This is a genomic window from Clostridium sp. LIBA-8841, assembly GCF_057782475.1.
On record NZ_CM173488.1, the window covers coordinates 402,728 to 416,344 of the forward strand.

Here is a 13,617-nt window from a genome sequence, read left to right on the forward strand (position 1 = left end):
TATATTAAATAATAAGTAGATTTTACTACTTTGTAAGATAAATGTATAAATCTTTTTCAAGTATTTGTGGTATAATTAGGTTTAGTTATTTTACAAAAAAATAGATAATAAGCAGAGGTGAACAACTTGAAGGATTGGCTTGAGATTGAGAAAAGTATTTTTTCTCATTGGAGAATGATATTTAGCATATCCAAGAAAGAATTTAAAAAAGAGTTTGCTGGCTCTAAGTTAGGAATGGCTTGGGCTATAATAAGACCATTAGCTATGATAACTGTTTTCTGGATGATATTTTCAACTGGATTGAAGCAAAGAGTTCAGAATGTAGAAGTAAGCTACTTAGTTTGGCTAGTTTCAGCATACATACCATGGATATTTATTTCTGACGTAATTGTGGCAGGAGCGAGTTCAATAAGGGTTAACTCCTTTTTGGTTAAAAAGGTTAAATTCCCTGTAGAAATATTACCTACTATAAGAATAGCAATTAGTTTTTACACATTTTTAGTTTTATTAGTAATAAGCTTTATAATATTTGCAGCTAATGGTGATTTAGGATTAATAAATATACCTAAATTAATTTATGCTATTGTAATAACAATAATATTCTTAGCAGCGTTATCAAGATTATTATCTGCATGGGTAGTAATGTCAATTGATATACTACATGGAATATCTGTATTTATGCAATTTTTATTCTGGATGTGTCCAGTTATGTGGCAAGCAGGATCATTGCCTGTAGCTAGAAGTATGCCTTGGATTGAAACAATATTAAAATTAAACCCTTTATATTATTTAGCGGTTTTATTTAGAGACGCATATTTAGGAACACATACAGTTGGTATAAAATATGGAGTTTATTTCTGGATAGTAACAATAATATTATTCATATTTGGTTCTAAAGTATTCAATAAATTTAGACCAGAATTTGATGATGTTTTATAAAAAGAGAGGTACAGAATATGTCTGTTGCTATAAGAGTTAGAAACTTAACTAAAAAATATAAATTATATCAAAAGAGAGCTGAAAGATTAGCTAATGCTTTTGGTAAAGAAAAGAATATAAAAGAATTTTATGCTCTAAAAGGAGTTTCTTTTGAAATAGGCAAAGGCGAATGTGTTGGTATTATCGGTCATAATGGGGCCGGTAAATCAACACTTTTAAAATTGCTAACAGGTGTAGCATTTCCTACTTCAGGAGAAATTGAGATAAATGGAAGATTAGCATCCATGCTAGAATTAGGTTCTGGATTCAATCCAGAGCTTACAGGTATGGAAAACATTTATTTTAATGGTAGCTTAAATGGTTTAACAAAGGAAGAGATAGATTCAAGATTAAAGGATATATTAGAATTTGCTGATATAGGTAAATTTATAGATCAACCTGTAAAAAACTATTCAAGTGGTATGTTTGCAAGGTTAGCTTTTGCTGTAGCTATAAACGTAGATCCTGATATATTAATAGTTGACGAAATATTATCAGTTGGTGATGTTGGCTTTCAAGTTAAATGTATGGAAAAGTTTAATGAGTTTAAGAAAAAAGGTAAGACAATACTTTACGTTTCTCATGGACTTGGTACAGTTAAAAAATTCTGTGATAGAGCAATATGGCTTCAAAAAGGTGAAGTTGTGGATGATGGGAATTCCGTAATTGTAGTAGAGAGATACTACAATTTAAATTTCAATCCAGCTAATATAGAACAACTAAAAGAGCACAAAAGTGACATAATAAATAGTATATTAGTTAAATCTAATGTTAAGGAAGTTGAATATCACGAAACTATAAACTTAGAGGTTGAGTATGATCTTATTTCAAATGATTTAAAAGACCCTAATATAGTTTTAGAATTTAGAAAAACTGACTATGAGCCAGGTACGACTAGAGGAAATGATCAGTTTGTCTGTGGTATAAATAGTAAAGATAATATGAAGAGAATTCCTTTTAATTTAGGAGTTAATAAATTAAATGTATCTTTAAACAAAGTTAACTTAGTAGCAGGAGTTTATTATATTGACTTTGTCTTAAGAGATGGTGATGAGGAAGTATATAGAAAAATAAATGCATATAGTTTTACTTTGAATGATAAGTATAGAGGCGAAGGTTTCTTAATACTAGGACATTCTTGGGGTAATTAATCGGAGGAATAGTATGAGTATAGGTAGAATTGCTAAGAGAGCAACGGAAGTACTTAGAGAAGATGGTTTAATAGAAGTTATAAAGAGAATTTTAAGATATATAAAAAGACGTATTAAAGGTAAGATGGATAACAATGCCTTAGTTTATAGAAAAAACTACGAAGAAGCTAATGCTATATTTCATGAAATATTAAATAAAGAGAAGTTTAAAGCCGTTGTTGTTTTTGACTCAAGAGTAGGGTGGAATATTCCATTATTCCAGCGTTCACAGCATATGGCTAATGAACTTACTGATGATGGATATCTTTATTTTTATAGAACTTCTGAACAGTTTGATCCAGATATAAAGACTGTTGAAAAGCTAAAGGATAGACTTTACCTAGTTAATATGGCTAATTTTGCTTTACAAAATGCTATGTTTGATATCTTAAAGGAGTATAAAGGACATAAGTTCTTATCTCTTTACTCAACAGATGTTTATTTAGATGAACAATATATAAAAGAGAAATATACTGATAATGGATTTAAAATAATATATGAGTATATAGATGAACTTTCAGACGAGATATCAGGACATTTACCTGACTTTGTATATGATAGACATAAACATATTATAGAAGATAAGAGTAATATAGCTGTAGGTTCAGCTGATAAGCTTATAGAAGAGATAGAAGAGATAAGAGGCACAGAGAATGTTGCTATGATAACAAATGGAGTACAATATGATCATTGGCAATATAGAAGTGATGAGGTTCCAGAGAAGTTAAAAGATATAGTAAGCAAAGGAAATCCTATAATAGGATATTTTGGAGCTTTAGCAAAATGGTTTGATTATGATTTACTTAAAAAAGTAGCTAAAGAAAGACCTAACTACGAAATAGTATTAATAGGATTTTTATATGATAATAGCTTTAAAGATAGTAAAGTAGATGAATTTGACAATGTACATTATTTAGGTGTTGTTGATTATAAAGAACTAAATAAATATTCTCAATACTTTACAATATCAACTATACCATTCTTATTAAACGATATAACTGAATCAACAAGTCCAGTTAAGCTTTTCGAATACATGGCTATGGGTCATCCTATAGTTACTACTGATATGAGAGAATGTAGAAAATATAAATCAGTATTAATAGGAAAGAGCCATGAAGACTTTATAGAAAAATTAGATTTTGCTTTAACTCTTGATAAAAAAGATAAGTATTATGACTATCTAAAAGAGGAAGCTCTAGCAAATACATGGAGAGAAAAAGCTGCCATATTAGATAGATTAATTGAAAAAAATATTTAATAGTGAGAGGTTAATAGGATGAGTTTAAAAAGAAAAATTAAAAATGTATTAAGACCTATATTGAAACCAATGTTACTTAAGTATAGAGAAAAAGGACATGAAGACCAAAAACAAGTATTCTTTGATGAAATAACTGGAGCAATAAAGAACGGAAACTATGATGCTATAGTTATATTTGATGTTTACTTTGGATTTGAGGTTAAAATGTTCCAAAGACCTCAACATATAGCTTTAAACTTAGCTAAGGAAAATGTTTTATATTTCTATAAAGCATCACCATATGTTGATAAAGATATAGAAACATATAAAAAGATGGCTGATAATCTTTATTTAGTAAATACAGATTTATACTGGCTTCAAGAGTGCTTAATAGACATAGTATCTCAAAGTGGAGTACCTGCTTTTGGACAAATTTATTCAACTTCATTTGTTGAATATGATAGTTGGTTAAAGAAATTTACTGATAGAGATTTTAAAATCATATATGAATATGTTGATGATTTATCAGATGAGATTGCTGGACATAAAATATCAGATGAAGTAAAAGCAAGTCATAAGAGAATGCTTGAAGATACTGAAAAGGTATATGTTGTAACAACAGCTGATAAACTATATCAAGAGGCTAAGGAATTAAGAGGAGAAAATAAATTAGCTCTTGTAACTAATGGAGTTCAATATGAGCATTTTGCAGATATTGATTGCAAAAAAGTTCCTGAAAAGATGAAAAAGATTGTTAAGAGTAAGAAAAAGGTGATTGGTTATTTTGGAGCTTTAGCAAGTTGGTTTGATTATGATTTAATAAAAGAGCTTGCTGAAGAGTTTAAGGATGACTATGAAATAGTTCTTATAGGAATAGATTATGATCAATCATTAGGAAAGAGTGGAATACTAAAATTAGATAATGTTCATTATTTAGGTACTGTTAACTATAATGAACTTCCAACATACTCTAAATTCTTTAATGTTTCTATAATTCCTTTTGTTGTTAATGAGATAACAGAAGCTACTTCACCAGTAAAGTTATTTGAATATATGGCTTTAGGTAAACCAATAGTTACAACAGCTTTACCAGAGTGTAGAAAGTATGAATCACCACTAGTAAGTGATTCTCATGAAGATTTTATAAATAATATTAAAAAAGCTGCTGAATTAGAATATTCTACGGAGTATATAGATTTACTTAGAAAAGAAGGAAATCAAAATACTTGGAGACAAAAGGCAAAAGACATTAAGGAGCTTATATTAAACTCTTAATGGGGGAGAAATCATGGAAAAGGCAATAGAAGTAAAAAATCTTTGTAAAAATTACAGAGTTTACGATTCAAAATCAGGTAGAATAAAAAATATAATAAATCCTTTTGGAAAAAGAGAAGTTAAAGAATTTAAAGCCTTAACGGATGTTTCTTTTCATGTAAATAGAGGTGAAATAGTTGGTATTATTGGTAATAATGGTGCTGGAAAATCAACTTTATTAAAGATATTAACAGGAGTTTCATTTCCATCTTCAGGAGAAGTTAATGTTAATGGAAGAGTATCTTCTCTTTTAGAATTAGGAACTGGCTTTAATCCAGAACTTACTGGAGAAGAAAATATATATTTCAATGGAAGCTTAGTAGGATTGACTAAAGAAGAAATAGATAATGTAAAAGATAATATTATTGAATTTGCTGATATTGGAGAATTTATAAATCAACCAGTTAAAAGTTATTCAAGTGGTATGTATGCTAGATTAGCTTTTGCTGTTGCTATAAATATTAATCCAGATATACTTATTGTAGATGAAATTTTATCCGTCGGAGACGTTGGATTCCAAAAGAAATGTATGGATAAGTTTAATGAATTTAAAGAGGCTGGTAAAACAGTTCTTTATGTATCGCATGGACTTGAAACAGTTCAAACCTTCTGTGAAAGAGCTATATGGCTTGAAAAGGGAAAGGTTATGGATATAGGTCCATCTTTCGATATAGTTGAAAAATACTATGATAAGCTTATGAAAAGTGATTCTAAAGAAGAACTTGAGACAGGAAAATTTGTTGAACTTAATAATGTAGAAATAATAAATAAGAAAAAAGCTTATAGAAAAGGCGAAGATATAGAATTTTTAATTGAATATGATGTATTAAATCCATCAGTTAAAAATGCTGGTATTACTATTGAAATGAGAAGAGCTTATAAAGAGCCTTGCGAGTTCAAAAATGCAGATCAGTTTATATTCTCAGTAAATAGTAATGTTGATGAATTCACTATACCTTGGAAAAAAGGAAAAAATAAGATGACTTTTAAAATAGATTCCCTAGATGTTAAGGAAGGAATTTATTACTTAGATGTTATATTTTCAGAAAGTCAAAATCTTGTTGCTTTAGAAACACAAGAAAATGTTGTTTCATTTGAAGTGCAAAATGAAGCTGAAACTGAAGGTTTTGTATTTTTAGATTCTACATGGTCATAAAAGAGAGAGGATATAACCATAAATTATATGGTTAATATCCTCTTTTGTGTACTAATTATATGAAAAGATGTTAATAATGTAAAAGTATTAAAGTCTTTTAAATAAGGAGAATTTTTATGAAGAATATTTTTGAAGTTATGTTAGAAAAAAATATTGGGGATTTTACATATGAACAGAAGCTAGAATTAAATAGTTGGCTTATAAAAAATTTAAAGTTAAAGGAACTTATATACTCTGATTTAGAGGTTACTACAGATGTTAATGATGAGGGAAATAATGTTTCTCATTATGAAAATAAAATTACTGAAGATGATATATTATCAGGTAAATTAAATGAGGTGTGTTCAAAAACATCTAAATATATAGATGATGCAATAAGCTCTATATTATTTGAAGCGCAGTTTAATTGTTTTTATGAAAAAATAAAAAATATATTAGAAACTGAAGAGTTTGATGAAATTATTGTATTTCATGCTTCATTCGGATGGAACATAGAAATGAAACAAAGACCTCAACATTTAGCGGAGGCTTTAAGTAATAAAAAAATATTATATATATATAGAAGTGATATAAAAAATGATAATATATATTCTATTGAAAAGATAAAAGATAATTTATATGTTCTTAATTTAGATATGTATAGTTTAAATATAGCTTTTTTTGAAGCTATAAAAACAATAAATAAACCTAAATTTGTACATGTTTATGCAACTTGTTTAAATTCAGTTGACTATGAAAAAATAAAAACATATATGGATAAAGGTTTTAAAGTTATATATGATTTCGTAGATGAGCTATCAAGCGAGATAAGTGGATATGAGATAACTCCTAAAATGATAGAGGATCATGAAAGACTTTTAAGAGATAAGGATAATGTATTGGTTGTTTCAACAGCTAGAAAATTAAAAGAAATTGCAAATAGTTTTAGAGGTGAAAATGAAAATAATATTTTAGCTCCAAATGCAGTTAATTTAGAAGATTTTAAAAAGCATGGACGTGAGATAGGAAAAGAAATTCAGCCTATAGTTAAGAAAAGAAGACCTATAATAGGATATTATGGTGCTTTAGCAAAATGGTTTGATTATAAGCTAATTGAAAAATTAGCTAAGGAGAGAGAAGAATATGAGATTATTTTAATAGGAATGGATTATGATGGTTCTTATGGCCAAAGTAATTTAAAAAATTATTCTAATGTATCTTATCTAGGAATGATTGATTATAAGGACTTAATTAATTATTCAAAATGCTTTGATGTTTGTATAGTACCATTCATAAAAAATGACATAACAGATTCTACTTCTCCATTAAAAATCTTTGAATATATGGCTTTAGAAAAACCAATAGTAACTACGGATATAAATGAATGTAAAAATTATAATTCTTGTATGGTTTCAAAGGATTATGATGAATTCATAAGAAATATTGATAGGTCATTAAAATTAGGATTAAGAGATAGAAAATATTTTAAAATCTTAAAGAAGGAAGCGGAAGAAAATACTTGGGACAATAGAGCTGAATTAATAAAGAAGTCAATTAAGGGGCTAGAATAGAAGCAAAAGAGACTGTATCAAATATAACTTAAAAAACTTATAAATAGGTTCCTAGAGATATTCTTTTCATACTATTTATAAGTTTTATTATTAAGTTATGATATAGTCTTTTTTTTATTAATTAACATAATGTTATTTTACAAGTAAATCATTAAAAGATTCTATGTATTCATGTGCATGCTCTTTGATTTGAGCTCTTTCCTCATCAGAAACAGTATGGTCTTCCACAGCGAATACTTTCATTCCAGCACTAAGAGCACCTTTAACTGCAGGTAGGATATCTTCAAAAACTGCACAGTCTTTAGGATCTAAGCCTAATCTCTCAGCTGCTAATAAATAAACATCAGGAAAATTTTTTCCTCTAGAAACTTCTCCTGTTATTGTTATTGAATCAAATAAATCAAATATATCATTTGATTTTAGAGAAACTTCTAATAATGGATAAGAGTTACTAGTAGCTAATCCTATTTTTATATTAGATTGTTTTAACTGATTAAGGAACTCTTTCGCACCAGGTTTAAGTTTTATGTTTTCTTTATATTCTATATAGGCCATGTCATGCCATGTTTTCATTATTTCTTCTTCTGAATCTGCTATATTAAATCTTTCTTTAAAATATTTAGCAACTTCGTTGAAGCCTAAATGAGTGATTTCTTCTTTAAGGTTCTTAGGAACTTCATGGCCGAGACCATTTAGATAATCAACATCTATTTTAGCCCATACTCCCATTGAATCAACTAAAGTTCCATCTAAATCAAAGATTACACCTTTTATATTGTTAAGCATTGTTGCCTCACCCCCAATACAGTTTATCATATAAATTATATTGAAGGTAAGATTAAATATTTATACTTCTTTGAAAAGAAATTTAAGCTTATTGATTCTAAAAAATAAGTTTTAAAATTCTCTTTCGAAGATAGAAATTTTTTCTTTGTTTTCAAAACATTCAAGTGATGTGATTCCTAGTTTAGATAATACTTCATCCATAGTATGGCTATGGGTAGCAACTTTGATTGGAGCGCTATAGGCAACTTCATCAACATGTTTTTTTCCTATACTAGGGTCAACAATTCTTTTAGGACCACCAACGCATCCTCCAACACATCCCATACCTTCAACAAAGCTTGCTTTTAATTCGCCATCTTGCAATTTGTTTAGAAGTTCTTTACATTCCTTAACACCACTTGCTTGAACTGATTTGAAGATTTTAGCTTTATCTGGATATAATTCTTTAACAACATCATTTATAGCTTCAGAAACACCACCAGTTCTAGCGTATAGTCTTCCACCTCTAGATGTATATTCTATTGATGGAACTCCTTTCATATTAGATGGATCTATTTTTAAAGCCTCGAATATCCCTTTAAGTTCTTCAAAAGTTAAAACATAATCTATAGTACCAGCTAAATCTTTTTCTCTTGCTTCAGCTTTTTTAGCTATACATGGACCTACAAAAACAACTTTAGCATCTTTATTTAATTTTTTAATTACTCTTCCAGCTGCAATCATAGGAGAAACAGAAGGAGATACATCTTTTACTAAGTCGTTATAACATTTTCTTAACATACCAACCCACATAGGGCAACAACAAGAGGTTATTAATACATCTCCAGTTTTTTCTACATGGTGATTAAATTCAACAGCTTCCTTTATTGATAACATATCAGCTGCAAAGGCAACTTCAATCATATCAGTAAAGCCTATTTTTATAAAAGCTTCTCTTAGCATATCTAATGTTACATTTTCGCCAAATTGCCCAGCTATGGCAGGAGCAACAGTAGCTATTACTTTTTCATTATTTTTTATTAAATCAATAATTGGAAGAAGCTCTATTCTATCTAAGAAATGACCACTTTCACATACTTGAACACATATACCACAGTTTTCACAAAGGTTAGGATCTATATATTTACTGTTATCTAAAGGATTAGTTAATATTGCATCAAAAGGGCATAGACTTTGACATTTTCCTTTAGTATCTTTAGAACAGTTTTCAGTACATACAGATACCTTTTCAACTATATTTTTCTTTATTTTATGTGATGTGATAGCTTTTTTTATATCATAAGCAATATTATTAGAGTTTTTATCTATATCAACTCCACATAGGGAAGAAAGAACCTCTATTGCTTCTTCTTTACTATTAAAATTATCTTTTATCATATTATTTAATTTTTCATCGAAATTATCTTCTGAATAATATGATGAAATAAGATCTTTGAATAAAGAGTCATATTTTTTATTCATTATAAATCCTCCTAAAATCTATTTAATAAGATTATTATGTGCACAAATTTAAATCGTATTAGTAAAGTGTATAAATTTTTGCAAGTTGGAGAGTATTTTAAACAAACAATAAATCAATAATAGGAAAAGGTGATATGTAATGAAATATATTATTTTAACTGGAGTAGTAGTACTAATTTGGATGTTTTATATGGCTTTATTTAATGCAGCATCAAAAGCGGATAGATATCTAGAAGAGGAACTTGCAAAAAGTATTAAAGAGGAAGTTAATGATAATTTAGAATAAAAAATATGTTTAGGAATATAATTTATTGATAGCATTTTATAATAGGGGATATAAATGATTGATGTACTTCTAGATCCAGGACATGGTGGATATGATGTTGGTGCTACTGGTATAAGTGGAATAAAAGAAAAGGAATGCACTTTGTATGTATGTAAGGCTTGTGAGTCAATTTTAAAAAGTAATAACCTTAGTGTTAAATTAACAAGAAGAGATGATACGTATTTAACTGAGAATGAAAGAAATAAAATAGCCAAAAGTTTGAATCCTAAATGCTTTATTTCAGTTCATTTTAATAGTAGTAATAATTTAATAGAATCTGGGACAGAAGTATTTTATGATGGCAATTCCTTAAGTGGAAAAGAAATAGGTCAGCATATAATAGAATGTATAAATAAAGAAACTGAATTACCTATTAAAGGCATAGAAAGTGATAAATACAAAGAGTTAGAGGAAATTGAAAGTGTAGCTATTCTAATAAAAGTATGTTATTTAAGTAATCCAAAGGAAGAAAAATTACTTAAGGATTATAGTTTTAAAGAAAAAATAGCACAAGGATTAGCTAAAGGGATTTTAAAGTATTTAGAGGAAAATAATATTATAGAAGTTAAAAGTGATGTTATTAGTGGGGGATATAATATGACTGATGTTAAAAGCAATATAATAAATGAACCGTTAGAAGATAAAAATCAAGCTAAGCAATGGGCAAAAAACAAAGGTGCTACTTCAAAGTTTATAGGATTAGCTGATTTATATTGGAAGTTATATAAGGAGTGTGGAGGAGTTAATCCTACAGTGGCATATGCTCAAGCTGCTTTAGAAACAGAATACGGAAAATTCGGAGGAATTGTTAAAGAGGAGTTTAAAAATCCATGTGGTTTAAAAACCTCTATATCAACAGATAATTCACCAGATGCTCATGCAAAATTTGATACATGGATAAAAGGAGTACAAGCTCATTTAGATCACTTAGCTTTATATGCTGGGGCTAGTGGATATCCTAAACTAAATAGCGTAGATCCAAAGCATTTTCAATATTTAATGGGAATATGTAAATATGTTGAGGATTTAGGGGGAAAATGGGTCCCATCATTAGATTATGGCATGAAAATAATAGAACTTATAAATGATATATCATCCACAGAAATAATAGATGCTTTTAAAGAGAGTGATATAGATAAAGAAGATGAGAATAATATAACATCAGATAAAGCCATATTAGAGGTTGATAAAAAATTTGAGAATATAAATGATGTTTTAAAAGGATTGAAGGAAGAATTTATAACAATCAAAGGAAATAGCAATAATGATAAAGAATATATTGATAAGATCTCAAAAGAAAATGATTTATTAAAAGAAGAGAATTTAAATCTTAAAAATAAATTAGAGGAATATAAAAAGATAATAGAATCAATATATGATCTAGTAGATAGTAAATAAAATTTCACTTTGAATTTAAAGAATAATATAAGTTTATTTATTATATATAATTATGATTGTTTCAGAGGGATATTTTATACCCTCTGAATTTTATATTGCTATATTTTATACACTAACTATATCTTAAATATAAGATAGAGAATATTTTAGGTAGAGTATTATATATTTTATATAAAATAAAAAGGAATTGCTTTTGCAATTCCTTTTGGTCGGGGTGACAGGGATCGAACCTGCGACCTCATGGTCCCAAACCACGCGCGCTCCCATCTGCGCCACACCCCGGCGACATCTACTATTATATGAGAAAAAAATAAGGTTGTCAACAAAAAAATAAAAAAATATTATATTTTATTAATATATATGATATTTTCATAAGGATGTTATAATGTTAAGTAGTAATTTAATAATTAAAAAATGAGGTGGAACAAATGAAAATAAGTTCAATTGTTATGCTAGCAGCTAGTTTCTTATTAATAGTTGTTGGTATAGTATTGTTTGCAAACAAAAAAAGATTTGATGGGGAAAATCAAACAGGAAAATATAGTGCTAAATACATACAAATTAATGCTTTAGGAAATATTTTTATTGGATTTTTAGGAACTATTTTAGGAGCGGTAGATAATTTTGTTAGTGGAAATTCAATAAAAATAGCTTTCGTGGTAGTTATAATAGGTGGGTCAATAGTACAAAAAATAATTGCCAATAAAATTATAAAATAGGTAATAAATGTAAATTAAAGTTAATTTTTTGTAAATTAAGTGAAAAAAAACTGTTTATTTAACAAAGAAATGTCAATTTTATGTTGTTACAAAAAGGTTTCAAATGTTATAATGTTAGGTGTAAAACTTTTAACATAGGGGAGGGATGAGTTCCTATTTTCATTAAATGGGAGCAAGTAGATATGAAGAAGAAAATAATTTCAATAGTTCTTGCTGCTTCAATGACATTCGGAGTAGGACAAAGTGTATTCGCAACTCCACTTACGGATAGTCAAAAGCAACAAATGGAACAAAATCAAGATAAATATGCAGATATAAATAGTAAGATAAGAGAGTTAGAAAATAAAATAGATGGATTATCAGCTAAAATAGAGCCTTTATTTTTCCAAGTTGAAAAAAATAAGGATGAAATAGCTAAAACAGAAGAATCAATTTCAACGGTTAAAGTTCAAATTGAAGAATCAAAGAAAAAAATAGAAAAACAGCAAGAAGTTTTAGGACAAAGAATTAGAGCAACTTATAAAAGTGGTGGACAAGCAAACTACTTAGGTGCTTTATTAGAATCTAATGGTATAAGTGATTTCTTATCAAGAGCACAAGCTATTAGTAAAGTAATGGGTATGGATAAGCAAGTTATCGATGAATTAACTTCTGAAAAGGAGAAACTTGATAACCAAGTTAAAGAATTAGAAGATAAAACTGCTGAATTAAATAAGCTTAATACAGAAACTCAAACAAAAATAGATGATTTAAATAAAATGAAAGCTGAACAAGAAGGCATTATTCAAGAAATGAAGTCTGAACAAGAAAAGGTTGTTGGAGAATTAGCACCTTTAGAAAGACAATTAATTGAGCCTTGGGTAAATAAAATTAATTCAAATAGTTCTATAGATGAGTTAAATCAAGCCAAGACAGCTTTACAAGGTTTAAGAAACCAAATAAAAACTTCAGATGTAGATGCTGAAGCAGTCCAAGCTATAGAAAAAGCTAAAGACTTAATCGCTGAAAAGCAAGCGGAAGGAAACTCAGCAAACACTCCAAATAGAGGTGGAAATGTAAATAATGGTGGAAATACTGCTAGTGGAGGAAGCTCATCAGGTAGCGGAAGTTCATCAGGCGGTGGAAATGTAGTAGCACCTCCAAGTCAAGGGGCAGCATCATCATTAATATCATATGCTTATCAATTTATAGGTAGACCTTATGTATTTGGAGCAACAGGTCCAGATTCATTTGACTGTTCAGGATTTACTCAATATGTATATAAAAATGCTTTAGGTATTGGGTTATCAAGAACTACTTATACTCAAGTAAATGAAGGTAAGCAGGTTTCAAGAGATCAATTACAACCGGGTGATTTAGTATTTACTGAAGGACCAGCATCAGCTCCAGGCCATGTTGGAATATATGTAGGAAATGGAAATATGATTCATGCTGCAAGACCAGGTGTTGGTGTAGTAGTAGGACCAATATATAATTTTTCAACTGCAAGAAGAATATTATAAT

The 13,617-nt window shown here is 28.4% G+C and carries 12 protein-coding genes and 1 tRNA gene; 10 read left to right on the forward strand and 3 right to left on the reverse strand.

Annotation, left to right across the window (positions count from 1 at the left end):
• Positions 1-117 precede the first annotated feature (117 nt).
• The 6 genes from AC2A4K_RS01730 (at position 118) to AC2A4K_RS01755 (ending at position 7,425) form a co-directional block, all read left to right on the forward strand.
• A complete protein-coding gene (locus AC2A4K_RS01730; RefSeq protein ID WP_322504693.1) occupies positions 118-939 on the forward strand; it encodes an ABC transporter permease in 822 nt (273 codons plus the stop codon).
• Between the two features lie 17 nt (positions 940-956).
• Positions 957-2,129: an ABC transporter ATP-binding protein gene (locus AC2A4K_RS01735; RefSeq protein ID WP_322504692.1), complete on the forward strand. Its 1,173-nt coding sequence runs from the start codon at positions 957-959 to the stop codon at positions 2,127-2,129.
• Between the two features lie 13 nt (positions 2,130-2,142).
• Positions 2,143-3,426 carry a glycosyltransferase gene (locus AC2A4K_RS01740; protein ID WP_322504691.1) on the forward strand — a complete coding sequence of 428 codons (1,284 nt, stop codon included), beginning with the start codon at positions 2,143-2,145 and terminating at the stop codon, positions 3,424-3,426.
• 18 nt (positions 3,427-3,444) lie between these two features.
• Entirely contained in the window at positions 3,445-4,680 is a 1,236-nt protein-coding gene (locus tag AC2A4K_RS01745; RefSeq protein WP_322504690.1) for a glycosyltransferase, read from the forward strand.
• A gap of 13 nt (positions 4,681-4,693) precedes the next feature.
• Positions 4,694-5,875 (forward strand): ABC transporter ATP-binding protein, encoded by a 1,182-nt coding sequence (locus AC2A4K_RS01750; RefSeq protein WP_322504689.1) that lies wholly within the window; start codon positions 4,694-4,696, stop codon positions 5,873-5,875.
• A 116-nt stretch (positions 5,876-5,991) separates the two neighbouring features.
• Positions 5,992-7,425 carry a glycosyltransferase gene (locus AC2A4K_RS01755; protein ID WP_322504688.1) on the forward strand — a complete coding sequence of 478 codons (1,434 nt, stop codon included), beginning with the start codon at positions 5,992-5,994 and terminating at the stop codon, positions 7,423-7,425.
• 132 nt (positions 7,426-7,557) lie between these two features.
• On the opposite strand, the gene AC2A4K_RS01760 is transcribed toward AC2A4K_RS01755, so the two are convergent.
• A complete protein-coding gene (locus AC2A4K_RS01760) occupies positions 7,558-8,211 on the reverse strand; it encodes an HAD family hydrolase (RefSeq protein ID WP_322504687.1) in 654 nt (217 codons plus the stop codon).
• A 111-nt stretch (positions 8,212-8,322) separates the two neighbouring features.
• A complete protein-coding gene (locus tag AC2A4K_RS01765; RefSeq protein WP_322504686.1) occupies positions 8,323-9,672 on the reverse strand; it encodes a [Fe-Fe] hydrogenase large subunit C-terminal domain-containing protein in 1,350 nt (449 codons plus the stop codon).
• Between the two features lie 139 nt (positions 9,673-9,811).
• Here AC2A4K_RS01765 and AC2A4K_RS01770 point away from each other — a divergent pair, with 139 nt between their 5' ends.
• The gene (locus AC2A4K_RS01770) at positions 9,812-9,958 is read left to right on the forward strand and encodes a hypothetical protein (protein ID WP_322504685.1); all 147 of its coding nucleotides are present in this window, start codon (positions 9,812-9,814) and stop codon (positions 9,956-9,958) included.
• A gap of 54 nt (positions 9,959-10,012) precedes the next feature.
• Complete coding sequence (locus tag AC2A4K_RS01775; RefSeq protein ID WP_322504684.1) at positions 10,013-11,395, forward strand: N-acetylmuramoyl-L-alanine amidase; 1,383 nt, start codon at positions 10,013-10,015, stop codon at positions 11,393-11,395.
• A 206-nt stretch (positions 11,396-11,601) separates the two neighbouring features.
• Here AC2A4K_RS01775 and AC2A4K_RS01780 read toward each other — a convergent pair.
• A tRNA-Pro gene (locus AC2A4K_RS01780) sits at positions 11,602-11,677 on the reverse strand.
• A gap of 146 nt (positions 11,678-11,823) precedes the next feature.
• On the opposite strand from AC2A4K_RS01780, the gene AC2A4K_RS01785 reads away from it, so the two are divergent.
• Together AC2A4K_RS01785 and AC2A4K_RS01790 are read left to right on the forward strand one after the other, a co-directional pair.
• Positions 11,824-12,114 carry a hypothetical protein gene (locus AC2A4K_RS01785; protein ID WP_322504683.1) on the forward strand — a complete coding sequence of 97 codons (291 nt, stop codon included), beginning with the start codon at positions 11,824-11,826 and terminating at the stop codon, positions 12,112-12,114.
• A gap of 182 nt (positions 12,115-12,296) precedes the next feature.
• Positions 12,297-13,616, forward strand: a complete 1,320-nt coding sequence (locus tag AC2A4K_RS01790) for a C40 family peptidase (RefSeq protein WP_322504682.1) — start codon at positions 12,297-12,299, stop codon at positions 13,614-13,616.
• Position 13,617 lies beyond the last annotated feature (1 nt).